This is a genomic window from Polynucleobacter necessarius (genome assembly GCF_900095215.1).
Lineage (GTDB): Bacteria > Pseudomonadota > Gammaproteobacteria > Burkholderiales > Burkholderiaceae > Polynucleobacter > Polynucleobacter necessarius_H.
In genome coordinates this window covers 508,771-533,057 of the sequence record NZ_LT606949.1, presented here as the reverse complement: position 1 = coordinate 533,057, position 24,287 = coordinate 508,771, and the positions used below count along the sequence as shown (strand labels likewise).

The 24,287-nt window shown below is 46.1% G+C and carries 31 protein-coding genes and 7 pseudogenes; 15 read left to right on the top strand and 23 right to left on the bottom strand.

Annotated features, from left to right (window positions below; genetic code table 11):
- Nucleotides 1–20: 20 nt before the first annotated feature.
- Nucleotides 21–700, bottom strand: a pseudogene (locus DXE35_RS02985) (fumarylacetoacetate hydrolase family protein).
- Nucleotides 701–702: 2 nt separating this feature from the next.
- On the bottom strand, nt 703–930 hold the full coding sequence (locus tag DXE35_RS10200; RefSeq protein ID WP_231969966.1) for a hypothetical protein: 228 nt from the start codon (nt 928–930) through the stop codon (nt 703–705).
- 299 nt (nt 931–1,229) lie between these two features.
- Here DXE35_RS10200 and DXE35_RS02980 point away from each other — a divergent pair, with 299 nt between their 5' ends.
- Complete coding sequence (locus DXE35_RS02980; protein ID WP_114690361.1) at nt 1,230–1,454, top strand: TIGR02450 family Trp-rich protein; 225 nt, start codon at nt 1,230–1,232, stop codon at nt 1,452–1,454.
- A 54-nt stretch (nt 1,455–1,508) separates the two neighbouring features.
- On the opposite strand, the gene DXE35_RS02975 is transcribed toward DXE35_RS02980, so the two are convergent.
- Nucleotides 1,509–2,033 carry a hypothetical protein gene (locus DXE35_RS02975; RefSeq protein ID WP_114689517.1) on the bottom strand — a complete coding sequence of 175 codons (525 nt, stop codon included), beginning with the start codon at nt 2,031–2,033 and terminating at the stop codon, nt 1,509–1,511.
- 127 nt (nt 2,034–2,160) lie between these two features.
- On the opposite strand from DXE35_RS02975, the gene DXE35_RS02970 reads away from it, so the two are divergent.
- Entirely contained in the window at nt 2,161–2,550 is a 390-nt protein-coding gene (locus DXE35_RS02970) for a group II truncated hemoglobin (RefSeq protein ID WP_114689516.1), read from the top strand.
- 5 nt (nt 2,551–2,555) lie between these two features.
- Here the strand turns inward: DXE35_RS02970 and DXE35_RS02965 are convergent, their stop codons facing one another.
- Entirely contained in the window at nt 2,556–3,533 is a 978-nt protein-coding gene (locus DXE35_RS02965; protein WP_114689515.1) for a Bug family tripartite tricarboxylate transporter substrate binding protein, read from the bottom strand.
- A 104-nt stretch (nt 3,534–3,637) separates the two neighbouring features.
- Between DXE35_RS02965 and DXE35_RS02960 the strand changes: the two genes are divergently transcribed.
- Nucleotides 3,638–4,360: a TerC family protein gene (locus DXE35_RS02960; protein WP_331851927.1), complete on the top strand. Its 723-nt coding sequence runs from the start codon at nt 3,638–3,640 to the stop codon at nt 4,358–4,360.
- Between the two features lie 20 nt (nt 4,361–4,380).
- Here DXE35_RS02960 and DXE35_RS02955 read toward each other — a convergent pair.
- The 4 genes and pseudogenes from DXE35_RS02955 to DXE35_RS09520 form a co-directional block, all read right to left on the bottom strand.
- A pseudogene (locus tag DXE35_RS02955) lies at nt 4,381–5,571 on the bottom strand (BaiN/RdsA family NAD(P)/FAD-dependent oxidoreductase).
- Between the two features lie 26 nt (nt 5,572–5,597).
- Nucleotides 5,598–5,879 (bottom strand): hypothetical protein, encoded by a 282-nt coding sequence (locus tag DXE35_RS10195; RefSeq protein WP_231969964.1) that lies wholly within the window; start codon nt 5,877–5,879, stop codon nt 5,598–5,600.
- A gap of 255 nt (nt 5,880–6,134) precedes the next feature.
- Nucleotides 6,135–6,866: an LOG family protein gene (locus DXE35_RS02945; RefSeq protein WP_231970139.1), complete on the bottom strand. Its 732-nt coding sequence runs from the start codon at nt 6,864–6,866 to the stop codon at nt 6,135–6,137.
- Nucleotides 6,860–7,048, bottom strand: coding sequence for an MBL fold metallo-hydrolase (locus DXE35_RS09520; protein ID WP_197713939.1), 189 nt, complete (start codon nt 7,046–7,048; stop codon nt 6,860–6,862). Before DXE35_RS09520 ends, DXE35_RS02945 begins: the two co-directional genes overlap by 7 nt.
- A 167-nt stretch (nt 7,049–7,215) precedes the next feature.
- Between DXE35_RS09520 and DXE35_RS02940 the strand changes: the two genes are divergently transcribed.
- From DXE35_RS02940 to DXE35_RS10180, 4 genes are read left to right on the top strand one after another with little or no spacing between them, the layout of a single operon-like run.
- Nucleotides 7,216–7,998: an ADP-dependent NAD(P)H-hydrate dehydratase gene (locus tag DXE35_RS02940; protein WP_231969963.1), complete on the top strand. Its 783-nt coding sequence runs from the start codon at nt 7,216–7,218 to the stop codon at nt 7,996–7,998.
- Between the two features lie 6 nt (nt 7,999–8,004).
- A complete protein-coding gene (locus DXE35_RS10190; protein WP_231969962.1) occupies nt 8,005–8,331 on the top strand; it encodes a hypothetical protein in 327 nt (108 codons plus the stop codon).
- 32 nt (nt 8,332–8,363) lie between these two features.
- Nucleotides 8,364–8,741 carry a hypothetical protein gene (locus tag DXE35_RS10185; RefSeq protein ID WP_231969961.1) on the top strand — a complete coding sequence of 126 codons (378 nt, stop codon included), beginning with the start codon at nt 8,364–8,366 and terminating at the stop codon, nt 8,739–8,741.
- Nucleotides 8,716–8,982 (top strand): DMT family transporter, encoded by a 267-nt coding sequence (locus tag DXE35_RS10180; RefSeq protein WP_231969960.1) that lies wholly within the window; start codon nt 8,716–8,718, stop codon nt 8,980–8,982. Before DXE35_RS10185 ends, DXE35_RS10180 begins: the two co-directional genes overlap by 26 nt.
- An 11-nt stretch (nt 8,983–8,993) precedes the next feature.
- Here the strand turns inward: DXE35_RS10180 and DXE35_RS02930 are convergent, their stop codons facing one another.
- The gene (locus DXE35_RS02930) at nt 8,994–9,254 is read right to left on the bottom strand and encodes a protein tyrosine phosphatase (protein ID WP_114689514.1); all 261 of its coding nucleotides are present in this window, start codon (nt 9,252–9,254) and stop codon (nt 8,994–8,996) included.
- Between the two features lie 80 nt (nt 9,255–9,334).
- Here DXE35_RS02930 and DXE35_RS02925 point away from each other — a divergent pair.
- Nucleotides 9,335–9,964, top strand: a pseudogene (locus DXE35_RS02925) (FABP family protein).
- A gap of 91 nt (nt 9,965–10,055) precedes the next feature.
- Here DXE35_RS02925 and DXE35_RS02920 read toward each other — a convergent pair.
- The 3 genes and pseudogenes from DXE35_RS02920 to DXE35_RS11155 form a co-directional block, all read right to left on the bottom strand.
- Nucleotides 10,056–11,201, bottom strand: a pseudogene (locus tag DXE35_RS02920) (alanine--glyoxylate aminotransferase family protein).
- Nucleotides 11,202–11,441: 240 nt separating this feature from the next.
- Nucleotides 11,442–11,738 (bottom strand): hypothetical protein, encoded by a 297-nt coding sequence (locus DXE35_RS11160; protein WP_331851926.1) that lies wholly within the window; start codon nt 11,736–11,738, stop codon nt 11,442–11,444.
- Between the two features lie 60 nt (nt 11,739–11,798).
- Nucleotides 11,799–12,131 (bottom strand): DMT family transporter, encoded by a 333-nt coding sequence (locus DXE35_RS11155; protein WP_331851925.1) that lies wholly within the window; start codon nt 12,129–12,131, stop codon nt 11,799–11,801.
- 291 nt (nt 12,132–12,422) lie between these two features.
- Here DXE35_RS11155 and DXE35_RS02910 point away from each other — a divergent pair.
- The 4 genes and pseudogenes from DXE35_RS02910 (at nt 12,423) to DXE35_RS09355 (ending at nt 15,232) form a co-directional block, all read left to right on the top strand.
- Nucleotides 12,423–13,410, top strand: a pseudogene (locus DXE35_RS02910) (alpha-hydroxy acid oxidase).
- 84 nt (nt 13,411–13,494) lie between these two features.
- Nucleotides 13,495–14,172 (top strand): bestrophin-like domain, encoded by a 678-nt coding sequence (locus DXE35_RS02905; RefSeq protein WP_231969959.1) that lies wholly within the window; start codon nt 13,495–13,497, stop codon nt 14,170–14,172.
- Nucleotides 14,173–14,461: 289 nt separating this feature from the next.
- The gene (locus DXE35_RS02900; protein ID WP_231969958.1) at nt 14,462–15,034 is read left to right on the top strand and encodes a cytochrome b; all 573 of its coding nucleotides are present in this window, start codon (nt 14,462–14,464) and stop codon (nt 15,032–15,034) included.
- A gap of 24 nt (nt 15,035–15,058) precedes the next feature.
- A complete protein-coding gene (locus DXE35_RS09355) occupies nt 15,059–15,232 on the top strand; it encodes a hypothetical protein (protein WP_174220936.1) in 174 nt (57 codons plus the stop codon).
- A gap of 16 nt (nt 15,233–15,248) precedes the next feature.
- On the opposite strand, the gene DXE35_RS02895 is transcribed toward DXE35_RS09355, so the two are convergent.
- Nucleotides 15,249–16,148 (bottom strand): hydrogen peroxide-inducible genes activator, encoded by a 900-nt coding sequence (locus DXE35_RS02895; RefSeq protein WP_114689512.1) that lies wholly within the window; start codon nt 16,146–16,148, stop codon nt 15,249–15,251.
- Between the two features lie 61 nt (nt 16,149–16,209).
- Between DXE35_RS02895 and DXE35_RS10175 the strand changes: the two genes are divergently transcribed.
- The 3 genes from DXE35_RS10175 (at nt 16,210) to DXE35_RS02880 (ending at nt 18,160) form a co-directional block, all read left to right on the top strand.
- Nucleotides 16,210–16,542, top strand: a complete 333-nt coding sequence (locus DXE35_RS10175; RefSeq protein WP_231969957.1) for a rubrerythrin family protein — start codon at nt 16,210–16,212, stop codon at nt 16,540–16,542.
- A 217-nt stretch (nt 16,543–16,759) separates the two neighbouring features.
- Complete coding sequence (locus DXE35_RS02885; RefSeq protein WP_114689511.1) at nt 16,760–16,927, top strand: rubredoxin; 168 nt, start codon at nt 16,760–16,762, stop codon at nt 16,925–16,927.
- 63 nt (nt 16,928–16,990) lie between these two features.
- Complete coding sequence (locus tag DXE35_RS02880; RefSeq protein ID WP_114690359.1) at nt 16,991–18,160, top strand: NAD(P)/FAD-dependent oxidoreductase; 1,170 nt, start codon at nt 16,991–16,993, stop codon at nt 18,158–18,160.
- A 64-nt stretch (nt 18,161–18,224) separates the two neighbouring features.
- Here the strand turns inward: DXE35_RS02880 and DXE35_RS02875 are convergent, their stop codons facing one another.
- From DXE35_RS02875 to DXE35_RS02850, 10 genes and pseudogenes are all read right to left on the bottom strand, one after another.
- Complete coding sequence (locus tag DXE35_RS02875; RefSeq protein ID WP_114689510.1) at nt 18,225–18,818, bottom strand: urate hydroxylase PuuD; 594 nt, start codon at nt 18,816–18,818, stop codon at nt 18,225–18,227.
- Nucleotides 18,819–19,017: 199 nt separating this feature from the next.
- Nucleotides 19,018–19,731, bottom strand: coding sequence for a 3-hydroxybutyrate dehydrogenase (locus DXE35_RS02870; protein WP_231969956.1), 714 nt, complete (start codon nt 19,729–19,731; stop codon nt 19,018–19,020).
- A gap of 207 nt (nt 19,732–19,938) precedes the next feature.
- A pseudogene (locus DXE35_RS02865) lies at nt 19,939–21,467 on the bottom strand (xanthine dehydrogenase family protein molybdopterin-binding subunit).
- A gap of 46 nt (nt 21,468–21,513) precedes the next feature.
- Nucleotides 21,514–22,116, bottom strand: a complete 603-nt coding sequence (locus DXE35_RS10915) for a xanthine dehydrogenase family protein molybdopterin-binding subunit (protein WP_269459855.1) — start codon at nt 22,114–22,116, stop codon at nt 21,514–21,516.
- Entirely contained in the window at nt 22,040–22,312 is a 273-nt protein-coding gene (locus DXE35_RS10170; RefSeq protein WP_231969955.1) for a hypothetical protein, read from the bottom strand. The genes DXE35_RS10915 and DXE35_RS10170 overlap by 77 nt, the downstream gene beginning before the upstream one ends.
- A gap of 20 nt (nt 22,313–22,332) precedes the next feature.
- Nucleotides 22,333–22,593 (bottom strand): annotated as a pseudogene (locus DXE35_RS11150) ((2Fe-2S)-binding protein); the annotation flags it as partial.
- Between the two features lie 12 nt (nt 22,594–22,605).
- On the bottom strand, nt 22,606–22,842 hold the full coding sequence (locus tag DXE35_RS11145; RefSeq protein WP_331851924.1) for a (2Fe-2S)-binding protein: 237 nt from the start codon (nt 22,840–22,842) through the stop codon (nt 22,606–22,608).
- 43 nt (nt 22,843–22,885) lie between these two features.
- Nucleotides 22,886–23,239 (bottom strand): hypothetical protein, encoded by a 354-nt coding sequence (locus tag DXE35_RS10165; protein WP_231969954.1) that lies wholly within the window; start codon nt 23,237–23,239, stop codon nt 22,886–22,888.
- Nucleotides 23,166–23,654, bottom strand: coding sequence for an FAD binding domain-containing protein (locus tag DXE35_RS10160; RefSeq protein ID WP_231969953.1), 489 nt, complete (start codon nt 23,652–23,654; stop codon nt 23,166–23,168). Before DXE35_RS10160 ends, DXE35_RS10165 begins: the two co-directional genes overlap by 74 nt.
- A gap of 228 nt (nt 23,655–23,882) precedes the next feature.
- A complete protein-coding gene (locus DXE35_RS02850; protein WP_114689509.1) occupies nt 23,883–24,233 on the bottom strand; it encodes a CoxG family protein in 351 nt (116 codons plus the stop codon).
- Nucleotides 24,234–24,287 lie beyond the last annotated feature (54 nt).

Here is a 24,287-nt window from a genome sequence, read left to right as displayed (position 1 = left end):
CGCTTATCCAACTTGCTTTACTAAGCAATCGTGTTGCGAATGATGCCGATACCAGTGATCTCTGTTTCCATGCTATCTCCTGGCTTCAAGAACTCTGGCGGCTTTCTGCTGTAACCCACACCTGATGGCGTACCAGTAGCAATGATGTCACCAGGCAAAAGAGTTAGGCTGCGAGAGAGCTCGGCGATCACCACGGGGATTTTGAAATACATTTGTTTGTAGCTGGCATTTTGCTTCTCTACGCCATTCACACGACAGATAATCCGAGTGTCGTCCAAATTAACGCCACCAGCAGTCACACTCCATGGACCCATAAGGCCGTGGCCATCTAAACTTTTACCCTTAAACCATTGTCCAGAATGACGTTTTTGCTGAACATCGCGTGCGGTAGTGTCGTTGTATGCAGCATAACCAAAACATAGTCCATCGCATTCTCTTCGGAAATGTTTTTGCATTTCTTGCCGATTACCACAGCCAATTCGGCCTCCCAGTCGATCATGGTGGAATAGCTGCCGTCATAAGGAATGGAGTCAAAAGGTCCATTCATGGTTTGCGTACCCTTAGTAAAGAGCACTGGCACTTTTGGATATTCCGTAACGCCCTGATCAGCGCACCTATCCTTGCCCTCATCAAAATGATCTAAGTAATTCCAGCCAACGCAGTAAATATTGCTTTGAGGCTTAAAAATTGGTGAGAGCAAAATTACCTGTTCACATTCTGCAAATTTGATCCGCGACCTTTAAAGAGGATAGCTAATTCAGCCAGCCCTTTATTGCCAGAAGCCGTCAAAGAAATTGTTGAACTTGGGTCGAATGATAGCTGTACCTTTTGGCGGGCTGCCTCAGCAGGGATATCCACCACCATGCCATCATTTGTTACCAATCCCAATATTGAAAAATTCACTATTCTTGGACCATGCGCCATTTTCAAGGGTCGACCTACATTCGCCTTCTAGCCTGCATCTTCACCTTGCTGGGGCTTGGCGCCTGCGAACGTGAAACTTACACGAGCTGGAGCTGCAACTCACCTTCAGACACAAAGGTTTCCATGGTGCTGCGTAAAGCGATAATGGAATTCAAGGGGGATAAATTGAGCTATTGTGGCAGCCTAGGACATCAAAGTTATTTTGACCAAGAATGCCCACCTCAGACTACCAAATCAAGCGTTACATTCACACCATCCTCAGGATCACTTCTCATCAAGGGGAAAGAATTTCAGTGCGCTGCCCTATGACGAATAAATTGAGTCCCAAGAAATTATTGCTGACCAAATGGACAGCGGTAAAACCGATTGCCAAACAAAAGCATTTTTTGATCAGCAAGGTAATTTTGCTTGAGCCCCCAAGCGAAAAAATTGAGCTTGTAGAAATTGAAGCGGTCTACTCTCAGAAAACATCAGTAATCTCCTGGCGCGACCTCAGCAATAGCGAGCTTTGGATACAGGGCTGGAAATAAAAAACCGCCCCAGTTTCAAGGCGGTTTTTTTAAGCAGCGCTATGACAAGCTGGCTTAAGCAGACTTCTTTTTAACTCCGGTTTTTTTAACCAAGTCATCAATATTCTTTTCGGCAGCATCTGCCACTTGGTTCACTATACGTCGCCCTTCTTTAAACATCTTCTGACGGGTAGTAGACATCTCATTAACTACCTTACAAAGTTTGTCGGCATGGGACGGCATTTTATTTTCAGTATCCTCTAGCCAACTTACCAGCGAGCTGCGAACCTTTTCAAGATGCTTCTCTGTTTCATCGGCAACGCTCTCGCCAATATCTTTCAGAACCGATTTGACCTTCTTTTGGTAAACGGCAGCGCGCTTCGCAGCCTCTTTTGCCGCCTCTTCCTGCAAACCTTTCAATTTGGCCAAGTCATTTTTAGCTGTTGACTTCGCACTATCGAGAGCATTCTTCATGTCCCACTCCATTTCAGCAATGTGGTGCTCGCTTAATTGCTTAGCCGCATCTAATAGCTTATGTGAGTAATCAAATAACTCGTTTGCTTTTTCTTGTTGCCGCTTTTGCAGATCTTTTGCGTCCATTCCAACTCTACTACTTAGCAAGTATTCATTCAGGGTTCACAACAGATTGATAAGACTTCCAAGTTCAAATCTATACCGAATTAGAAGGGCTGCCAATCACCCTAATTTCCAGCATTAAAATACGGTAATAACCCAAAGCAACTCTATTTACGACGCCATAGGTGGAATCGATAAAATCGATGAATTAGTGGACCGTTTTTACGATTTAATGGCCCTGGAGCCCATTTTTAGCGATTTGCGTGCAATGCACCCACAAGACCTAGCGAGCTCCCGAGAAAAACTCAAGTTTTTCCTAACCGGATGGATGGGTGTCCCGGATATTTACTCACCTAAGTATGGACACCCTATGCTTAGAGCCCGCCACTTACCATTCAAAATTGGTTTAAAAGAACGCAATCAGTGGCTTGCCTGCATATATAAAGCAATGGAAGAATGCAACATTGATGGCAACGCTGCCAAGCAGCTAGAGGAATCTTTTTTCAATACCGCGGATTGGATGAGAAACCAACCCAACTAGCCTTCTTAGTCAAACTGGGCACCAGCCTGCTTAACCGCTTTAGCCCAGCGTGGCATTTCCGCAGCGAGACACGTGGAAAATTGATCCGCATTTAAATAGGCGGGATCAGCACCTTGATCAATCATTTTTTTCTGAATCTCCGGTGACTCTAGCGTTTTCTTAAAGGCTTGGCTTAATTTATTAACAGCCTCAGGTGGCGTCCCCTTGGGAGCCAAAATTCCATAAAACCCAACCACATCTAAAGTAGCAACTCCAGTTTCCAGGACGGTCGGTGTGTTTGGTAAGGCGGGATTACGTTTAGCGCTAGTAACAGCCAGAGCTTTAACTTTGCCTTGTTTCGCGTAGTTTGCTGCCTGTGGAACAGACTCCGCCATAAATTGCACATGACCCACAATTAAATCTGTTAATGCTGGCGCGCTTCCTTTAAATGGAATATGCACCATCAATATCCATGTCTCACTCTTGAGCATTTCTGGAACTAAATGAGAAACCCCACCATTGCCCGCTGAACCATAATTTAATTTTCCCGGGTTTGCCTTTGCGTAAGCCACAAATTCTTTCAAAGTATTGGCCTGCACGTCCTTATTCACTATTAATGCAATCGGCTGCTGCGCCGTTCTAGCAACAGGTTGAAAATCTTTCAAGGTATCGTAAGGTGATTTAGTGTAAATCGCAGGATTAATCACCATCGTTCCTGTATTGGCCAACAGTACTGTATATCCATCAGCCGGGGATTGCATCACATATTGAGCGCCAACCGCACCACCCGCGCCTGCTTTGTAATCAACAATTACCGTTTGACCCAATGAGGATTGCAGTTTTTCGACCAAAAGACGAATATGCGCATCTAAGGGCCCGCCCGCTGGAAAACCAATGATGATTTTGATAGGTTTATCAGGATTGGCCGCTTCTACAGGGCCAAATGCAATAAATAACAGCGTGTAAAGCAAAAATATCCTGAAAATTTGTGTGGGCTTATACATAAAAGGCAATATTAAATTTACTTGGATACACTTTACCTTAAGCCCTTAATCGCAAAGTAAAAAATGATCGACAGCCTCTTGCAACTTCTCAGCAACCCTAACGCTTGGATCGCATTCTTTTAACACTCTCTGCTCTAGCAATTATTCTAGGAATAGACAATATTATTTTCATCAGCGTCATCGCCAACAGGCTCCCCGCAGAAATTCGGGAAAGAGTCTGCCGCTTTGGGTTGATCTTTGCGTTAGTCACGCGCATTTTGTTACTTCTGAGCTTGTCTTGGGTTATGGGTCTTACAGCCCCTCTGTTTAGCATAGCTGAAAAAGCCATTAGCGGAAGAGATTTAATTCTCTTGCTAGGCGGCTTCTTCCTCATCTGGAAAGCCTCAAAAGAAATTTATGTTGAGGTGGAAGTTGGCGATCATAGCGATGAACAGGGCAATGCCAGCAGTCAAAATGGTGGCAAATCTATGATGGCTCTATTTATTGGCTCAGTCGTGCAAATCGGCCTACTCGATATCATCTTCTCACTGGATAGCGTGATCACTGCGGTAGGTATGGTTGCTCAAATTAGCGTAATGATTGCGGCAGTTTTAGCCTCAGTACTCATTATGCTAATCGCCGCAAAACCGATTGGAGATTTTGTTCATCGCCATCCATCGATTAAAGCGTTGGCACTGTCTTTTCTCACGGTAGTATGGGTCCTTTTAATCGCGGAAGGCATGGGAGCTCACATTCCAAAAGGATATGTGTATCTAGCTATGGCTTTTTCACTATCAGTTGAGCTTCTCAATATTCGCTCGCGTGAAAAAAGAAAAAGGTTGAACTAATCTTTAACTTAATAAATGACTTATAAGGTCTGTGCGCAAGCAAAGCCGCTTTCCAAAGCCCATTGAAAATTATGTCCACCTAAATGGCCAGTGACATCTACGGACTCACCAATAAAGAATAGTCCTGGGTACTTGCGTGACATCATTGTCCGCCCATCGAGCTCTTCAGTATCAACGCCGCCCAACATCACTTCAGCCTTTTTCCAGACTACAGTGCCTGCGGGCTTTACCGACCAGTTTGTCACTAATTCCTTGAGGGCTTGACGATCTTTTTTGGACACCTCCGCCCACTTACGACCCGTTAAATTTCTTTGATCCGAGAATGCCTTGGCTAAGCGCTGCGGCAGGACTGAGCCCAAAATGGTTTCGGTCAGCTTTAAACGATTCTCTTCGTTATTAAATAACTCGTCACAATTAAAACCACCGGGGCGCTCTATAGCCACAAGCCAATCAATATGAATGGGTTCGCCCTCTTCCCAATAGCTGCTTGCTTGTCACACTGCCGGACCAGATAGTCCTTTGTGCGTGAGCAGTAGGTCTTCAGTAAATCTACAGGCGCCATAATGACGACCTTTTGAACCCGCCGCAATCCTAACGGGGACACTTAGGCCAGCAAGCTCATTCAGACTGCCAAAAGTATCCGCAGTAAATGAAAGTGGCACCAGAGCTGGTCTTGGGTCAATTACATTTACACCAAACTGCTTTGCAATATCTAAAGAATAAGCGCTAGCTCCGATCGCAGGCACTGGCAACCCACCAGTGGCCATTACAACTGCTTTCGATATTTCAATGCCGGTATCGGTATGCACCATCCATTGATTGGCATCCCGCTTAATAGATTGGACAGAAACTGGATTGCGCACAGCCACCCTCCCTTTAGCGCATTCATCAAAAAGCATGTCAATGATTTGTTTCGCGGAGTCATCGCAAAACAATTGCCCCTGGTGTTTCTCGTGATAATCAATGCCGGATAAGATAACGAGCTTGATAAATTCTGCAGAGGGATGCCGAGCAAGCGCGCTCTTAACAAAATGTGGATTAAGCGAAAGGAAATTAGATGGGTTGCTGTGATTGTTGGTAAAGTTACAATGCCCACCACCGCTAATACGTATTGTTTCACCCAATACTTCTGCGTGATCAAGCACAAGCACTCTCTTGCCCAGCTTGCCAGCTACTCCAGCACAAAATAAACCCGCCGCGCCGCCGCCGATAATGACGGAATCCCTTTACTCATGAATTACTCGAAGCGATCAATAATTTCGGATGGGATTTTAAGTTTTCCCATATGCAGTTTGATGTAGGCTTGACGAAAGTTTTTAGTCATCGAGATCATGACTGAAGCAGTCCATGCAAAAGCGAACATTCCCGAAAAAGCGATAATCACCGCAAACATTTGCCAACCGTCTGGAAGAATGTCCTCAAGAAATCCCATTGCGGTATAGGTACTCCCGCCAAATAAAATGCTTTGACCTAGCGCCGGCAGCAACTTAAAAACATATAAAGCAATACCCCAAATCAAGATTTCAGCGATATGCGTTAAAAAAACAGGAGAAACACACTAATGTAGAAACAGACTGCAATAGCGGAGTATTTTTTCTCGGCCAAATATAAAAAGGTCTTTACCTCATAGCGTTTCGCAATCTGCAACAACATCACCCCATGAAACACCATTACCAATAAGAGCATAATCCCACCCAAGAGGTAGCTGGGGAATATCAAGCGAGACACTGAGGCTAGGTTGCGTAGGGTTCATCCGCCCATTTTACAGGGGCGGTTAGCCCAATTGATACCAATTCTGTATCACTTGCCAGGCCTCTACCGCTGTCTCTGAACAATGAATGCTCCGCATATCCTCCTCATCAATCACGCCAAACTCCATCATGTGATTGACATTCACCATCTCGCTCCAACAATCCTTACCTACCAGCATCACCGGGATACGCACCACCTTCTTGGTTTGTATCAAAGTTAACACCTCAAACAACTCATCTTCGGTATCTTGCAAGCTACGGTGTAGGTGACCGCCGTAAGTGGACTCCACCACAACCACATCAGCATCTTTAATTAAATCAGGATCCGGCATTAAGACTTTGCCCTTCATGCCAACGTCACCAGAAAAGACGCAACGTTTTTTCTGGTGCCCATCTTCAGTAATATCAAGTACGGCAATTGCTGAACCCAAAATATGTCCAGCATTACGAAACTCCAATTGAATACCCGAAGCCAACTCTACACGTTGCCCATATTCAATTGGCTCAAACTGATTAAGAGTGACCTCGACCTCTTCTTTAGAATACAAAGCCACGGGCATTTCTCCGCGCCATTTGCCCGCCTTCTTCTTTCTTTCCGCCCTCTCGACATCCGCACGCTGCAAATGGGCGCTATCTAATAAAAGAATTTTCAACAGCTCAAAAGTAGCATTTGTGCAGTAAATGAGCCCAGTACAGCCTTGAGCGCATAAACGCGGTAGTAACCCACTATGGTCGATATGGGCATGCGTTAGCACCACAAAATCAAGGTCTTTTGGTGGGAATAGCAGAGCTCAAGATTCTTATTGGTCGCCTCGCGACCGCCTTGAAACATTCCATAATCAACCATGAAATGTCTTGGCTTTCCAGCCAACATCACCTCAACCGAATGGCGTGATCCGGTAACCTCACCTGCAGCGCCAAGAAATTGGATCTTCATGTGTTTAGCATACTCTTTCCTATAATTGACTCAATACCCCCGAAATCAGAGCGATACTATTCCGATGAACTCTCCACCAGCAAACCTAAATACGCTTGGGCTAGCAAAGCTTCTTAAGCGCGAAACCGCAGAGTATAAAGGCAATGCAGGCAAGGTGGTTTTAATTGGTGGTGCGCCTGGCATGGCTGGCGCACTCCTATTGGCAGGCAACGCGTGTTTGCATTGAGGCGCAGGCTTGGACCATCTTAGAAACTCTAGATCCCGCATCGACTCGTGTCGACATTCATCATCCTGAACTGATGATTCGTCTTGCGGAAAAGAATATCCAGAAAACATGGATTGCCACCCAACCCGATCTCATTGCGATTTGCCCTGGCCCCGGAAAATCCGAACTTGCATACCAGTGTTTGTGCGCATCACTCTCCTATCCGCAGATTCCATTGATCATTGATGCCGATGCCCTTAACCTGATTAGTGAATCACCTGAGTTACTTGAGCAACTCAGAGAACGCAATACAACATACCCAGGCCTTACCACACTCACCCCTCATCCCGGTGAAGCGGCGAAACTTTTAAAAACCACAACTGAACAAGTGCAATCCAATCGCTTAAAAGCCATTCAACAGTTAGTGGAATTAACCCAATCGATCATAGTCCTGAAAGGGCAACACACCCTCATCGCCTCTCCACAACATCCCCCAGTGCAATGCATGGCGGGAACCCCCTGCATTGGAACGAGAGGCATGGGTGATGTGCTGACGGGAAGCATTGCAGCCATTGCTGGTCAGGGAGTTCGGCACCATCTAGATCTATGGGAGGCGAACGGAATTGCAGTTGAGTTTCATGCCAGAGCAGCCGACAGCCTGATTGATAAAGGCATTTGCCCTATTGGCCCTACACCGTCAGAGACTATTTTAGAGATGCGATCCCTGTCAAATAAGCTGCCATAAATCGTTATGCATTCAGTAAGCGCAGCACATCATTGTCAACGCTATCTCTACGGCATCCTCATGGCCGGGATCGGATCGATGCTGTTTTCAGGAAAAGCGATTCTAGTAAAACTGGCTTTTGGTTACGGCGCTAATGCGGAAACGCTTGTGGCTCTACGCATGCTCATGGCGCTCCCCTTATTTTGGGGAATTTTCTGGTGGGAATCTCGCCGTAAAGCAATGAGTCCTATTTCCTGGCTTGATCGCGGTAAATTATGTTTCCTAGGATTTTTAGGCTATTTCCTATCAAGCTATATTGATTTGTTAGGACTTCAACATATCTCGTTGGTCTAGAACGCATCGTTCTCTATCTCACGCCAACCATCGTGCTCATTATTTCTTACTTTGTTTTGAGAAAGCCTGTTTCTCAATTGCAACGCTATTCGCTGGTCGTTGGCTACATCGGGGTTTTTATTGTCTTTATTCAAGATGCCAGCTCAACAGGGATCAGCGCATGGCTGGGTATGTTTCTCGTTTTTGGAAGCGTATGCTCTTATGCCGCCTATATGCTTGGCGCTGGTGAGATGGTCAAACGGATTGGCAGCGTACGTCTTGTTGTCTATGCCAGCTCAGCCTCTGCGGTTTTAAGCATATTGCAATCCACCATTCATAGTCCGAAAGCAATCTTTGAGCAACTGCCGCAAATCTCTATTGGTATAGCCTGCTCAATGCAAGCTTATGCACAGCAATACCAATGCTGCTGATTATGATCGCCTCAATCAAATTGGCTCACCACTGGTGGCACAGGCTGGAATACTGGGCCCAGTTTCCACCATCTTGATGGGTTACTTCATTCTGGCAGAGCCTATTACTTGGCCACAAATCAGTGGCATGACTTTAGTGATTACAGCAATGTGGCTCTTAGTGCGTCACGATGCTCCAAGAAAAAAGTCACCAGCCCAAAAAAGAGCTGATGACTTTGATGGCGCAGCACCCCTCAATTAAGGGGTGCTGAATTACTGAACCGCAGAATCAGCGGCTGCTTTGGATTTCTTTTTCGCTTGTTTCTCGGCTTGCTTTTCTTTCTTGATTTTTTTCTTAGCTTGCTTCTCAGTAGCCTTCTCAGTCGTGGTGGCGACAGGAGCGGCAGCCGGAGCTGGTACGGCAGCTGGCGCTGGAGCGGGGGCTGGATCAGCAGCCATTACAGAGATTGGAGTCATACCGATAGCGGCAGAAATAAGAGATGCTAGGCTAAGGCGTGCGATACGAGAAATCATGTAATTCTCCAAGATGGTTTGTGGATTATTTAATAATACTCAAAAAATTGAGATAAATACTTCTTTTTAAAAAGTAGGCTATGAGTGATTTTCCGAGCGACATCTTTACCGAACTCAAGGGTTATTCACTGAATACCTTGGAGCAGCTTGGGCCCTTGACGGGCATGGCCGGCATCTTGGAAGGTGTGAGGGGCTTGGATGTCAAACCTAAAGCCGACGGCCCAAAAACACAAGCCTATGTTGAGCGCATTGAACTCCAACCTATCGACACTCAAACCCATGGGCCTCAATTGTTTTATGGCCTACGGTATCACTCCCACATTACCAAACCAGATCAAGTAAAGACCTATCACGACCAGGTGGGATACTGGCTTTGGGAACCCGCAACCGGCAATATCATTCACACCCTAACGATTCCTCGAGGCATGATTACGATGGCAACCGGTAACGCCGCGCCAGATGCAAAACAATTTGAGCTGATCGCAAAAGAAGACGATCGTTGCGCGTGAATCTCCTCAAACCCTTTCTTGGATTACGCATTTAAGACGGTCGAGTTTCGTATTCAGGTATCCATACACAATGACGGCATCTGGTCTTACGAACAAGATAGCGTCATGAAAATTAAAGGTTAGGCTGAATTGTTTCATCACGTAGATAAAAATACTTTGATTAAAATTGGAGAGGCGACCCCCAATCCCTTGGCGAGGTAAGCCACTAGATCAATGCAAAATGGATTGCGGGCAAAGTAATAAAGGCCATCATCTGATGGCCTTTATCTTTATCGCTTAACTACCGGAGCCCTTACGCGGGTTGCGCTTCAGTCTCTGTAATTTTTTCTAAAGCGGCGGCAAGGTGTCCCACGGTGCGATCCACATGCGCCAATTTTTCTAAGCCGAATAAACCGATGCGGAAAGTGCGGAAGTCTGGTCTCTCGTCGCCTTGCAAGGGCACCCCAGCAGCAGTCTGCAAACCAAGCGCAATAAACTTCTTGCCAGATTGAATATCAGGATCTTTGGTGTAGCTAACTACGCCTGGAGCGTGAAACCCCTTAGCCGATACAGAGTTATATCCTTTTGAAACCAAGAGGTTACGCACTTTTGTACCGAGCTCTATTTGCTTGTCTTTTAGCACGGCAAAACCAAGGGCCTGAGTTTCTTTCATGACGTTACGCAAAATCTTGAGGGCATTCGTAAGCATCGTGGTGTGATACACGTGACCACCATTTTCGTAAGCTTCCATAATCTGTAGCCACTTTTTCAGATCCATAGAAAAGCTGCTGCTTTGCGTTGCGTCAATACGCTCACGCGCGCGATCGCCGAGGGCAATCAATGCGCAGCATGGAGAACTACTCCAGCCTTTTTGTGGCGCTGTAATAAGAACATCCACATTGCAGGACTTCATATCAACCCACATTGCCCCAGAAGCAATAAAATCCAATACAAACAAGCCGTTAACAGAGCGAACCGATTCACCAACCGCCTTAAGGTAATCGTCCGGAAGAATGATGCCAGCGGAACTTTCCACATACGGCGAAAATACTACGGCTGGTTTTGCTTTCTTAATAAACGCCACCACCTCTTCAATTGGAGCTGGAGCAAAAACACCCTGCGCCGAATCCTCTCACTGATGGCCTTTCCGAACAGTGACGTCATTAGTGATGTGAGCTAAATCAAAAATTTGTGTCCAGCGATAACTAAACCAACCATTACGCAAAACTAAGCATTTTTCATTATTGGCAAACTGACGGGCAACAGCCTCCATACCAAAAGTGCCGCTACCGGGAACGATCACTGCAGAACTTGCGTTATAGGCATCTTTGAGCACACCAGAAATATCCACCATCACGCGCTTGAACTCTTCAGACATGTGATTTAAAGATCGGTCCGTGTAAACGACCGAGAACTCCAATAAACCGTCTGGATCAACATTAGGGAGTAAGCCTGGCATAGTAATTGCCTAGGAATTTCTGTAATAAGGCCTAAATGATACTGATTTAAGGGTATTTTGGGCGAATCACGTCAAAACCCTATTGAAAAGGGCTTTTTTGGTGCTTTGTGAATTTATTGTCCCGTTTTAGAGGAAATGGCGATGCCGGCAACAATCAGCGCGAATGCAAGACCATGGAAGAATTGCGGGGGTTCACCCAGCATCGCGGCCGATAGGAGCGCGGTAAACAAAGGGATGAAATTAGCAACAAAAAGCGGCAACCGTTGGCCCCGCCCCACTTACACCCAAACCCCAGCAACGATAAGCAATCAGAGATGGGCTAATCGCAACAAACAAAATCAAAGAGGCTGTCCACCAGTTAAGTTCAATAAAAGCATGGCCGGTGGCAATTTCAAAGCCATCAAAAAATCCTGTCCACAAAAGACCAACCATGACTTGAGCTATCAAAAACTCTGCCCATGGCCATTGACGCTCCGTACTCGTACCTGGGCGACTTAACATCCAGCTGTAAAAAGCCCACAAAATCGTGGCCAGCATGATCAAAAGACCTCCAATAACCATTTGCATGGATAGCAATACTGCGAGATCACCGCGCGTTCAGACTATTCCCACGCCAAGCAAACTGACGATTGCGCCAATCATTTGCAATAGACTTGGCTTTACTTGATAAAAAACGCCACCAATAAAGAGCATCCAAATAGGCATACTTGCGCCAATCAAGGTGACATTGATTACGGTAGAAGTTTGCAAAGCAAGATACAAGAGCACGTTATAACTACACACACCAAACAAGCCCAAGAGCAAAAAGCGCTTTTTGCTCAGCCACAACGCGCTGCTGGGCATGAACACACACCATCCCAAAGGAAGCAGGAGCAAGGCAGCCAATCCCAAGCGAACTGCACTTAAGGTAATTGGAGAGATGCTGCCCACTAATACATGGCCTGCAATCGCATTACCCGCCCATAAAGCGGTGGCGGTGATTCAGTAGGCAATAGTGGCGAAATTCAGTTGTTGCATTCAGCGGCTTAGCGGGAAGTAGTTATTTGAGGTCCCCAGACAAGGGATACCCTAGCATTGTAGAAACAAATGCCTGGTATTGCTAAGATAGCGCTTAAATGAAGCATTTGCTTTAACTAAATAGCGTTAATAGAAGGATACATTGTGGCAATCATTACCAATATAGAAGACTTGCGGGTCCTCCACCAAAAGCGTACCCCCAAGATGTTCTATGACTATGCAGAATCGGGCTCTTGGACGGAGTTTACATACCGCGCCAACGAATCTGACTTTCAAAAAATTAAATTGCGCCAACGTGTAGCGGTGGATATGACAAACCGCACTACCAAGACCACCATGGTTGGTCAAGAGGTTGCAATGCCGGTAGCGCTCGCACCCACTGGCCTCACTGGAATGCAGCATGCTGATGGTGAAATTTTGGCCGCTAAGGCCGCTGAGAAGTTTGGTGTGCCATTCTGCCTATCCACTATGAGTATTTGTGCCATTGAGGATGTGGCGGAGCGCACTACGAAACCATTTTGGTTTCAGCTCTGTCATGAAAGATCACGGCTTTATTGAACGTCTTATTGAACGTGCCAAAGCAGCTAAATGCTCCGCGCTTGTTCTCACCTTAGATTTACAAATTCTGGGCCAACGCCACAAAGAGTGAAAGAATGGTCTTTCAGCCCCTCCCAAACTGACTATTGCCAATATGATCAATATGTCCTCTCTCCTCCTGGACTGCGGAACAATTTGAGCCAGGCCGCAATTGGGGCGATGTGGAGTGGATGAAAAAATCTGGGGCGGCAAGTTGATTATCAAGGGCATCTTGGATGAAGGTGATACACGCTTAGCGGCAAATTCTGGCGCAGATGCATTAATTGTTTCTAACCATGGTGTACGTCAATTAGATGGTGCGGTATCTAGCATCAATGCTTTACCTGGGATCGTCAATGCTGTTGGCCAAAATATTGAAGTCTGGATGGATGGCGACATTCGCTCCGGTCCAGATGTTCTCAAGGCATGGGCTTTGGGTGCGCGTGGCACGATGCTTGGTCGCCCATTTTTATATGGTTTAGGGGCTATGGGTGAAGCCGGTGTAACCAAGTGCATAGAACTCATTCATAACGAGCTAGATATCGCCATGGCATTTACAGGTCATCGTGACATTCAGAATATAACTAAAGATATTTTGTATCCGGGAACTTTTTAAATTTTTCACCTTCTAAACCACCCTCTTATCCTATTTGGGGTAACGTTCCTAACGCTCGCCCTTGCCGTTTGGTTTGGGTTCGCCGTGCTCAGTCCTTTCCGCTCTAAAGACACGGAGACCTCTCAAGATTTAGGCATCATCCAGACGGCCACCTTAACTTTGCTCGGCCTAATTATTGGCTTCACATTCTCAAGGGCCATTGATCGCCATGATCAACGAGAGAGATATGAGGAAGCCGAAGCAAATGCTATTGGAATCGAATACTTACGCGCCGACTTTTTACCTCCTAAGGCGGCTGCCGCAACCAAGGATCTTTTGCTTCAATATATAGATCAACGCATTCTGTTTTACTCCAAGCAAAGTCCGGACAAGATTCAGGAGATACGCAATCAAATGGATAAGCTGCAAACAGCCCTTTGGAATGAAATTCTTCCGACCGTTCGCACACAACCCTCTCCAACGATCGCACTGGTTGCATCCGGCATGCATGATGTCATCAACTCCCAAGGCTACGTGCAGGCTTCTTGGTGGAATCGCATCCCCTATACGGCATGGGCTTTAATGGCAGCGATTGCAGTGGTGGGTTTTGGCGCCCGGAATTTTAAGAAGAGCACCGGTCTCTTCATGATCTTTCCCTTCGTGATCTCGGTATCCTTCTTTTTGATTGCCGATATTGATAGCCCAAGGAGCGGAGCGATTCGCATTGAATCTAGAAACTTGGTGGCATTAAAAAAAATAGTCTTACCCAACAAACAAATATAGCCACCCCATCCATCAGTAGCAAATAAGCATCACCACAAAGGCAACTCAGATGAAGCGTGTAGTTGATGTATTTAAAAAACCGAGGCCGGGAACTGGTCTGGACCTATGCCATTCACCTGCAGAATGATGAAGAATTTCACCCGGGACAATTCGACTTTGAGGTTGAAACCCGTAGACTCTCTCAAGTAGATAAACGAGGTGCAGTCAACGAGCTGAGCGCGAAAGTCAGACTCAATAATTAAGGCTTAGCAGCTGGTCGAGGAAATTGCCCATAACGTGGATAATGTTAATGAGATTCATTATCATTTATTTTGAATTCATTCAACAACCTATCTCCATGTCGAAAACTCAATACCACCGGATTTCTATCTTTTTTCATCGGTTGATCTTTTGGCTGGTAGTTTCAGCTTTTGTAACCATCGAACTAAAAGGCCAATACCCCAAAGGTAGTGAAACAAGAGAATCGTGCAAAACTATTCATGGCCTCTTTGGTCTGCTGATGGGATTGCGTTTAGGTGCGCGCTTCATATTCGATGTACCCACCCCCACAAATCCCAAACCCGTTTTTGTGACTCTAGCCAAGTCGATGCATTGGTTGCTGCATGCCTTACTCCTGATATCGCCCAGCTTTGGCATTCTGTATTTTCAGTATGGTGGAAAAGAACTCCATTTCTTTGGCTGGATATGGCCTCAATTAGTGACCCCCAATCCAGAAATGAAAAAAATGGTTACAGGCATTCATGAATTGTTAGGAAACTCACTCTATTTCCTTATCGGGCTTCATGCTTTGGCGGGCTTATGGCAACATTACGCCTTAAAGGACGATACACCGCGTCGCATGTTGAATAAAATTCCTAGCTAAACTAAATCTGGAGTAAAAAAATAAATGAAGCCACTTTCCAAAAAAGCCAAGATGGCTATCGGCTGGACTGTCTTGATGACTGTGGTGGGGACCGCCATGTTGCATCAGTGGCAATTTTTTGCCATGGGTTTTGCATCCCTTACTCTTTTGCTCGTAGCTAATCAATACGATCTTTTAAAAGACCCAGAAGATAAATAAGCAACTCGTTACCGTTTTAAGAATACCGCTCGCGAATACAGCTAGATAAGGCCTGAAACTCCTGAGTGTGCGCGGTAGCAGCACGCGCAACCAAGGCGATAACTCTTTTTGGGGCTGGCGCCGCCAATTCCTTGGCCACTAATTCAGAATTATTTAATAAGCTACTTTTTACCGCCATGCCGGTGAGCAATGCGATACCAAAGCCAGACTCAACCATTTGCAACAAGGTTAATAAACTAGTCGCTTCCAAGCCTTCAGCCTTACGAATATCAGCACGCTTGCAGGCTTGGAGACTATGTTCCCGCAAGCAATGCCCCTCTTCTAGCAATAAGAGTCGCTCAGCCATCTTGGCCGGCAAGGTAACCTCCTTACCCTTTAAAGCTGGATCTCCCTCTGTTGCAACAAGCCAAAAATGATCATCAAATAACTCTTCGACCAGAAGGCCGCTCACATCATATGGCAACGCAATTAAAGCAAAGTCCAGCGTATGTTCAGCCAATCTTGAAAGTAGGTGTGCAGTCAGATCTTCTCTTAGAGTAATTTTGAGCTCCGGAAAACGCCGCCGAATTTCTGGTAAGACTGTTGGTAGTAAAAATGGGGCGATCGTTGGTATGACGCCCAGCCGAATCGTCGCAGTCATTGGCTTACCAGTGGCGTCTGCATATTCGACTAAATCCTCAGAGGCGGCCAAAATCAGCTTAGCGCGCTCAAGCACCTCCAATCCAATCGGGGTGATAGATACATTCTGGCGATCGCGCTCTACCAAATGAATCCCCAGCGCATCCTCCAACTCTTTTAAGCCTGCGCTCAAAGTGGACTGCCCGACAAAACAGGCTTGGGCCGCCCGTGTGAAGTTGAGTTCCTTGGCCAAAGCAACGAAATAACCCAACTGCCTTAAAGACGGTAAATAAGCCATATCTCCCTCATTATCGATTTATATGACTCAACAAATTGAATGCAAATTGAAAGGGATCAAAATGACACGTCCAGAAATTAAAACCATCCATAACCTGGAGTTAGCTTTTGCTGGGGAATCCATGGCTCACATCAAGTATCGCTATTTCGCTAAATTAGCGCGCGCTGCTGTCGATGAAGAAACGGCGAAGATATTTGAAGCTACGGCCGATCAAGAAGTCATGCACGCCTTTGGCCACTTAGACTTACTATACCCCGCTAACACCATTACTCCTACACGCGCCCTAGAGATTGCGATTGAAGGGGAAACATATGAATATACCGAAATGTATCCATCATTCCGTAAAACGGCAATAGAAGCAGGCAATACTGCCGGAATACAAGAAAGAGATTGATGAGCAAATCGCGGAATCAAAAGAGCATGCAGAACAATTTCAGGCGGTATTGGCTAAAGCAGCAAAGCGTTTCACAGCCTTGGCAAATGTTGAAGAGCGTCATGCAAATCACTATAAACAAGCTTTGGAAAAAGCAAGGCATTTGCCGCCCAATAAGTCATACACAGAAACAATTCACAATTAAATTTAAAATTAACAATCTATTTCAGGAATTATTATGAAAACCTACCAATGTATCGTGTGTGGATATATTTATGACGAAGCTAAGGGTGTTCCAGAAGATGGCATTCCCGCAGGAACGCTCTGGACTGATGTGCCTGAAGACTGGGAATGTCCAGACTGCGGCGTCGCAAAGGCTGACTTTGAAATGGTTCAGATAAGCTAATACTCCCACACCATCTTTTACCGCTTAACTATTTAACTGCTCGTTATTTTGGAGAACCCAGCCTTGGATCAGACCACCCCTCAATCCCAATCCTCAATTGTCATTATTGGCAGTGGATTGGCTGGTTATACCGTGATACGAGAAATGCGCAAGCTAAATAAAACAGCTCCCATCACACTGATAACGCGGGAGCCTGGCTATTTCTATTCCAAACCAATGCTCTCCACTGCGCTCGCTAGCAAGAAAGAAGCGGCGCAGTTAATATCCACCCCCGCGGATGGTATGGCAGCACAACTAGAGCTGACCATTTTTGGTAATTGCGATGTCAACTCAATCAACCCTGACGCGCAAACTATTCAAACTAGCAACGGTGAAGTGTCATACGGAAAACTAGTGATGGCTCTGGGTGCGGATCAGATTCGCCTACCGCTACAAGGCAACGCAGCCAATGAAGTTATTGCCGTGAATGATCTTGAGGACTATGCGCATTTTCGAAATGCCATTGCCGGGAAAAAGAAAATTGTTATTCTAGGCGCAGGCTTAATTGGCTGTGAATTCGCCAACGATCTTGCACTCGGCGGGTATGAGGTTGACGTAATAGACTTGGCACCTCAAGCCTTAGGACGTCTTTTACCGGAAGCCGCAGCTCTAGAGCTACAACAAAAGTTAAGTAACGCAGGAGTGCGCTGGCATCTTTCCACCACCGTAGAAGCAATTGACCGCGAAGGCGAATCTTTACCGATAACACTAGCAAATGGCAATACGATTGTTAGTGATGTATTTTTGTCCGCCGTTGGTTTAAATCCGAGAATAGATTTAGCTAAATCAACCGGCATCAATACTGGTATAGGCATACAAGTAAATCGCGAGCTTGAAACCAATATTAAAAATATCTTTGCCATTGGTGATTGCGCAGAAGTTGAGGGTTTGGTTTTGCCTTACGTCATGCCGATCATGCAGGCAGCAAGAGCATTAGCGCCAACCTTGATTGGACAAACTACGTCATTAAGCTATCCCGCCATGCCAGTAATGGTGAAGACCCCCGCTTTAGCTACTGTAGTTTCTCCACCAGCGAAAGGCGCCGAAGGCAAATGGTTAACTACCGCCATTGAAGGTGGCCTAGCGGCTCGTTTTGAATCTGCGGATGGTAAGTTGTTGGGTTTTGCACTAATGGGCACAGCCACCACGCAACGTGGCGCCCTTACCAAGGAACTCCCAGCAATTCTGGCTTAAGCAGCCCTCCCTGGAAACAAAAAGGCCCGCATTGCGGGCCTTTTCTGTATACAAACCGTGGTGATTAAGAAACAATCACAAACCAAGTAGTGTTGTGCGATTGCACAACCATCAAGAACAACATTGGTACAGATAACAAGGTGTTCAAGCGTGATGTCAACATTGCAACGCGAGCTGATTTTGCTTTTACATCAGCCTCAACAGCAACGATGCCAAGAGCGCGTTTTTGATTGGGCCAAATAATGAACCAAACGTTAAACGCCATCACCAAAGCAATCCACATACCTAAGCCGATTGCGCGGAATGGGGCTTGTAATGTGAAAGCTTGGTGCAAGTAGCCACTCAAACCAGCAACGATCAAACCAGTCACTACAGTACACAAAGCGGCATAACGGAACCAGAACAATGCTGTTGGTGCGATTATTTTACCAATCGCTGGTTTTTGCTCATCAGGAATCTTTGGCATAGAAGGAATTTGCACAAAGTTGAAGTACCAGAGCAAACCAATCCACATTACGCCAAACATCACGTGCAACCAACGGAAAACAAATGGGAGCTCGACAGAACTAAAGTTACCGCCCAAAGCCAAAATAATTAAAACGAGAAGAACGAAACCCGCAAAAACGGTGCGCCCTAAAGATGTCAAAATTGATGCCATGGAAGGATCTCCTATGAGTAAATAATGGGTCTAACTATAAACGATTCTGTCAATTTTGTTTGTACGCGCCAAAATTAAGAATTCTTACTGAAAATAGAGACTTAGCCTTCATTGCGCCTCTTATTCTTGTTTGCTGAGATCAAATAAAAAAATGCCGGCAAGAAGCTTGCCGGCATTGAATACCAGAGGGCTTTTTGGCTTATTGAGCAGTCCAGCCACCATCCATATTCCAAGCCACACCACGAACTTCGGAAGCATCTGGCCCGCAAAGGAATACCGCTAGGGTCGCCAATTGTTCGGGCGTAACAAACTCCCCAGACGGTTGTTTTTCCGACACCAAGGCGGTCTTAGCGGCTTCGTTAGAAATGCCTTCACGCTCCGCACGAGCATCCACCTGTTTTTGAACAAGCGGCGTTAAAACCCAGCCTGGGCAGATTGCGTTACAGGTAATACCAGTACGTACGTTGTCTAAGGCAGTCACTTTAGTCAAACCAACAATACCGTGCTTAGCAGCGACATAGGCGGCCTGCTGAGTTGAAGACACCAATCCATGTACTGAGGCAATATTGATGATGCGACCCCAGTTGCGCTTTTTCATACCAGGCAACGCGTGATGCGTTGTATGAAACGCAGAACTCAAATTAATGGCAATGATGGCATCCCATTTATCCGTCGGAAACTCTTCAATATTCGCAGTGTATTGAATGCCGGCATTATTAATCAGAATATCTAACGAACCAAAACGCTTTTCTGTTTGCTTGATGAGATCTTCGATTTCAGCAGGCTTACTCATATCAACGCCATGATAATCGACTTCTACCCCACATGCTTTAATGTTGGCAATTGCTTCCTCCTTCTCACCAAAACGATTCACCATAATATTGACACCTTGCTTTGCTAACGCAATGGCCATTCCTCAACCAATCCCGCTGGTAGAGCCAGTGACTAGGGCAGTTTTACCTTTTAATGTAGACATTTCTTTTACCGTATCAAATTAACCAGATGGTTTTCATCACGATTTACCCCAAAACTTGATGTTACAGGATGTGGTGAACCGCCCCGGGGGAGCATCATCCATGGCAGCTTAAATCCACTAAAAATGAGGTCTAGTTGGTCTTTATTAAATCTTTTTGAGGGCGCGCAAAATCTTTTCGCAGGTGATTGGCTGATCAAAAACAGTGGCATCAAATGGCGCCAAAGCATCATTGATCGCATTTTGAACCGCGCCTGGTGCGCCCGCGCCCTTGGCGCCTAATTTAGATGACTGTGTAGGAGTCTCTACGTGAGCTACTTCGATATCAGGCATCTCATTGGCCATCGGTACCAAATAATCGGCCATACTGCCGTTACGCAGCAAGCCACTCTCATCGTAGAGACACTCTTCAAATAAGACACCGCCAATACCCTGCACGCTTGCGCCGCGAACTTGCTCATTTACCAACGTGGGATTGATCACTCGTCCACAATCCTCAACCGCCCAATGTTTTAATAATTTGACGAATCCGGTTTCTGGATCCACCTCAACGTAAGAAGCTTGAACTCCATTCGTCAAGATAAATGGATCATCTTTTTGCGTGTAATGACGCGTCACCATTAAGTCAGCGGAAAAACCTGCAGGCAAAGTATCCGTGCGGAAATACCAAACCCTGCCTACTTCTCTAAATGGCAATAACTGCTCACCAGTCGCCTTATCTAAAACATGGCCACGACGCGCGATCAATTCAGCATCTGGGCGATTCAAAATCGCTCCAGCAAGCTTCAGAATATTTTCTTGCAAGGCTTGAGAAGCTAAAAGAACCGCTTCCCCCCTACGCCAGCACCGCGTGATGCCAAAGTACCTCCGCCGTATGGAGTGACATCTGTATCACCAGTGACAATGCGTACTTGATCGATTGAAACACCTACTGCATCAGCGGCAATTTGGGTGTAGATGCCTTCCGTTCCTTGGCATTGTTCGCCAACGCCACTTAATACTGAAATGACCCAGCTAGGATCCATGCGAACAGTGGCGCCATCCTGAGAAGCAATTCGCGCGCCACCCACGCCATAGAATGCAGGACTTGGATTTGTTAACTCAATCAATGTTGCAAATCCAATGCCGCGATAAATACCCTTCTTGCGTAATTCCATCTGCTCTTTACGCAAAGCTGGGTAGTCCATCATCTTTTCAATTGCCTGCAAGCATTGCTCATTGGAAAGAACAGCTAGCTTGATACCAGAAATTCCGGAGCATGGATAAGCGTCGTCAGGAATGACGTTTCGCCTACGAAACTCCAGCGGATCCATCTGCAATTTCTTGGAATCTAAATCAACCAAACCTTCGGTTACCGCGCAAGCAATTGGGTGACCAACCCCGCGATACTGACAGGTTGAGGTTTTATTTTGGAAGACGACGTTTAGATGAGCGCGATAGTTTTGATGCTTATAAGGGCCACCAACCAAGTTCACCACCTGATTTCCTGCAATTGCGCTTGTTCGAGAAAACATAGAATAAGGACCAATAGCAGTTACTTCATCAATCTCAAATGCCAAGATATCCCCTACTGTATTGGCAGAAATACGGCCCTTAATACGATGCTCGCGTGCATGGATATCGCTCGTAAATGACTCTAAGCGATCAGCAGCAAATTTCACTGGGCGCTGCAACATCATTGCCAGACCCACAGTCGCGCAATCATCTGGATATGCGTGAACCTTAATTGCCAAAAGAACCGCCAACATCTTTACAGATGACATGCACATCAGACTCGGATAATCCGAACTGACGACAATATAAATCCTGCATCATGTGGGGCGCTTGCTGTGAGTGATACACGGTTAGGCGACGATCACCTGGGTTGTAATCGGCAATCTGACAACGAGGTTCCAGCGTGACACCAGTATGACGACCGAACCCAAATACGGCCTCCGCCACTACATCAGCCGTCGCAAATACTTCATCTATATTACCAACATCTAAGCTTCGCGTAAAACATAAATTGTCACCAAGCTCTGGGTGAATGAATGGTGTTTCTGCATCGAGCGCTGTCTCCATGGAAACCACCGCAGGCAACTCCTCCAATTCAACCTCAATATGCTGAAGCGCGTCTTCTGTTTGCGCCCTAGTTTCCGCAACAACCGCAACTACCGGCTCACCCTGCCAGCAAGCACGATCAATTGCTAAAGCATATTGAGGCGCAGACTTCATACCGGCCAAGTGACCTAACGTAGCCACCCAAGGTTTACAAATCTTTGCCATTTGCACGCCATCTACCACCGCCAATACCCCTGGCATCTTGCTTGCGTGCTCTGTATGCATGTTTCCGATCTTCATCTACAGGTGAGCACCAATACACAACATGCCCCATACGTGGCAACTGAATGTCATCAATATAAGTTCCTTGACCCTCGAGCAGGCGACGTGCGCCATGTCTTGGTTCGCTATGGCCAATATAGCGCTGATCGTTTGTTACGGGATCCAGAACCATTTCCTTCAAATCACTTGACTTATTCATAATGCGTGTTCCTTAATACCTTAAGCGTTAGCAAGGACAGGTTTAATTTTTTGACCCTTAGCGCGAGCATCCAATACATCGAGAATGGCATCCACAATAGAGTGGGAACCAGTGCAACGGCAGTAGTTTCCAGAAATCCATTCGCGCACTTGTTCGCGCGTTGCTTTCGGCTGCTTCTCTATTAATTCCGCCGCAGCCAACAACATGCCCGAAGAACAGAAGCCGCATTGCATTGCGTTATGCCGCATAAAAGATTCTTGCAGGTCGGTTAAAACACCGCTTTTTGTAAGCCCCTAGACCGTCTCAACCACGCTACCATCGGCCTGAACGGCCAAAAAGAGACAGCCGCGAATAATTTGCCCATCCACCTCGACTGTGCAACCACCGCAAGCGCCCTGTTCGCAACCCAAATGAGGGCCTTTTAGATGAAGGTCTTCACGCAAAAAATCGACCAGATGTCTGCGTGGCTCAACTTCGGCGTTGACGAGTTGACCATTCACGGTCATTGCAATTTTCTTCTTCAAAGTCATTCTGATCTCCAAATTCTTCCGCGGCTAATTTTTATGCTGAACATTAAGCAATCATGTGTTTAAGGCCGCACTCAAGCAAAACACCAATGAGGTGTTGCTTGGCTTCCGCGCCACTAGTAATATCCGCGATAGCTTCAATTTCATTACGCGCAGCAGCAACAGCTTGAGCAATCAATTCGTTATTTAACTTTTGGCCGTCGACCAAATCTTGTGCTTTTATAGCCATCACTGGTGTGGCGCCAACCGAGAAGAATGTGAAAGCGCAATTAGTTAAAACATCACCTTGTGTTTGCGCAACCGCTGCAAGCCCAGAAACGGCATAATCACCATGACGTCTGGCTAGCTCGTGAAAATAAAAAATCTTTTTCGGAGATGCGGCGCTCACCTGTTGGACCATGAATAATCATCGTAGCCCGCAATGCCAGCCTGCAGGCTGGCCATTCGGCGGCAGGATAGTCATAGGCTAAAGAGCCGCCCCATGTCCCGAGATTGCGAATCGCGCGATGTGCAATATGCGGCGCAGCGGCCTTTAACAATGGCGCGTGTTTTGCTACCAATTCCGAATCTTCAATTTCAGTATGCGTAACCAAAGCGCCAATACGCAAACTATCGCCAACAATCGAGATACCTTTTAGCTCTGCGACATCAGAGATATCAATCAACACACTAGGTTCAGACAAACGCATATTGAGTGTTGCTAATAATGTTTGTCCACCCGCGATTAAGCGGGCATCTTCGCCAGCTTCTTCAAGCAAAGATAAAGCCTCTTGCAATGCCTTCGGCTTTACATACTCAAATGCTGCGGCTTGCATTACGTCTCCTCCACAACCAAGGTAATAAGCTTTTGTAGCTTTTTATTTTTCACTACTTTATTTTTTTACTGCAACTACTTTTTTAGTTTTGATGCTGCTTTTTTAGTTACTACTGACGTCTGATTCCAACGCCACTGTCTCCCCGCCTAATTCTTTTGCGAACTTTTGAAAAAAATCATCCGCGATCTTTTTTGCTGACGCACTGATCAAACGTCCACCAATTTGCGCTCACTTACCGCCAATGGACGCCTCGGTTGTGCATGAAACTAATGCGCCCACTTCAGCTTGCTTCAGATCAACCCGGGACTTACCTTTAGCAAACCCGGCCGCACCACCAGAACCCTCAAAGGCCATCGAGCAAGACTGATCTGGAATGATGTCACTCAGGAGCAATTTCCCGGCAAAACGGGCTCTAAAAGGCCCAATCTTGAACATCACCTTGGCATGAACCTCCTCCGGTGAGATTCTGCTGATCTCCTCGCAACCTGGAATAGACCTGGCTAAAACGTCAATATCGTTCACACCCCTCCAAATATCAGGGATTGAAGCGGATATCAATTGTTCGCCATTCAGTTCCATACGATCTCCTTGGGGTTTGTACGAATAGAGTCTTATCTACCAATTTTTAACTTT

Coding starts and splice junctions, on each gene's coding strand:
- DXE35_RS02980 (WP_114690361.1), top strand. CDS start 1,230: ATGACGAATAAATTGAGTCCCAAGAAATTATTGCTGACCAAATGGACA.
- DXE35_RS02975 (WP_114689517.1), bottom strand. CDS start 2,033: ATGGACGCAAAAGATCTGCAAAAGCGGCAACAAGAAAAAGCAAACGAG.
- DXE35_RS02965 (WP_114689515.1), bottom strand. CDS start 3,533: ATGTATAAGCCCACACAAATTTTCAGGATATTTTTGCTTTACACGCTG.
- DXE35_RS09520 (WP_197713939.1), bottom strand. CDS start 7,048: ATGAAGATCCAATTTCTTGGCGCTGCAGGTGAGGTTACCGGATCACGC.
- DXE35_RS10190 (WP_231969962.1), top strand. CDS start 8,005: ATGCATTCAGTAAGCGCAGCACATCATTGTCAACGCTATCTCTACGGC.
- DXE35_RS10180 (WP_231969960.1), top strand. CDS start 8,716: ATGCACAGCAATACCAATGCTGCTGATTATGATCGCCTCAATCAAATT.
- DXE35_RS02930 (WP_114689514.1), bottom strand. CDS start 9,254: ATGATTTCTCGTATCGCACGCCTTAGCCTAGCATCTCTTATTTCTGCC.
- DXE35_RS11160 (WP_331851926.1), bottom strand. CDS start 11,738: ATGCTGGCCACGATTTTGTGGGCTTTTTACAGCTGGATGTTAAGTCGC.
- DXE35_RS02900 (WP_231969958.1), top strand. CDS start 14,462: ATGAGATTCATTATCATTTATTTTGAATTCATTCAACAACCTATCTCC.
- DXE35_RS09355 (WP_174220936.1), top strand. CDS start 15,059: ATGAAGCCACTTTCCAAAAAAGCCAAGATGGCTATCGGCTGGACTGTC.
- DXE35_RS02895 (WP_114689512.1), bottom strand. CDS start 16,148: ATGGCTTATTTACCGTCTTTAAGGCAGTTGGGTTATTTCGTTGCTTTG.
- DXE35_RS10175 (WP_231969957.1), top strand. CDS start 16,210: ATGACACGTCCAGAAATTAAAACCATCCATAACCTGGAGTTAGCTTTT.
- DXE35_RS02885 (WP_114689511.1), top strand. CDS start 16,760: ATGAAAACCTACCAATGTATCGTGTGTGGATATATTTATGACGAAGCT.
- DXE35_RS02875 (WP_114689510.1), bottom strand. CDS start 18,818: ATGGCATCAATTTTGACATCTTTAGGGCGCACCGTTTTTGCGGGTTTC.
- DXE35_RS02870 (WP_231969956.1), bottom strand. CDS start 19,731: ATGGCCATTGCGTTAGCAAAGCAAGGTGTCAATATTATGGTGAATCGT.
- DXE35_RS10915 (WP_269459855.1), bottom strand. CDS start 22,116: ATGCATACAGAGCACGCAAGCAAGATGCCAGGGGTATTGGCGGTGGTA.
- DXE35_RS10170 (WP_231969955.1), bottom strand. CDS start 22,312: ATGAATAAGTCAAGTGATTTGAAGGAAATGGTTCTGGATCCCGTAACA.
- DXE35_RS11145 (WP_331851924.1), bottom strand. CDS start 22,842: ATGACTTTGAAGAAGAAAATTGCAATGACCGTGAATGGTCAACTCGTC.
- DXE35_RS10165 (WP_231969954.1), bottom strand. CDS start 23,239: ATGGTCCAACAGGTGAGCGCCGCATCTCCGAAAAAGATTTTTTATTTT.
- DXE35_RS10160 (WP_231969953.1), bottom strand. CDS start 23,654: ATGCAAGCCGCAGCATTTGAGTATGTAAAGCCGAAGGCATTGCAAGAG.
- DXE35_RS02850 (WP_114689509.1), bottom strand. CDS start 24,233: ATGGAACTGAATGGCGAACAATTGATATCCGCTTCAATCCCTGATATT.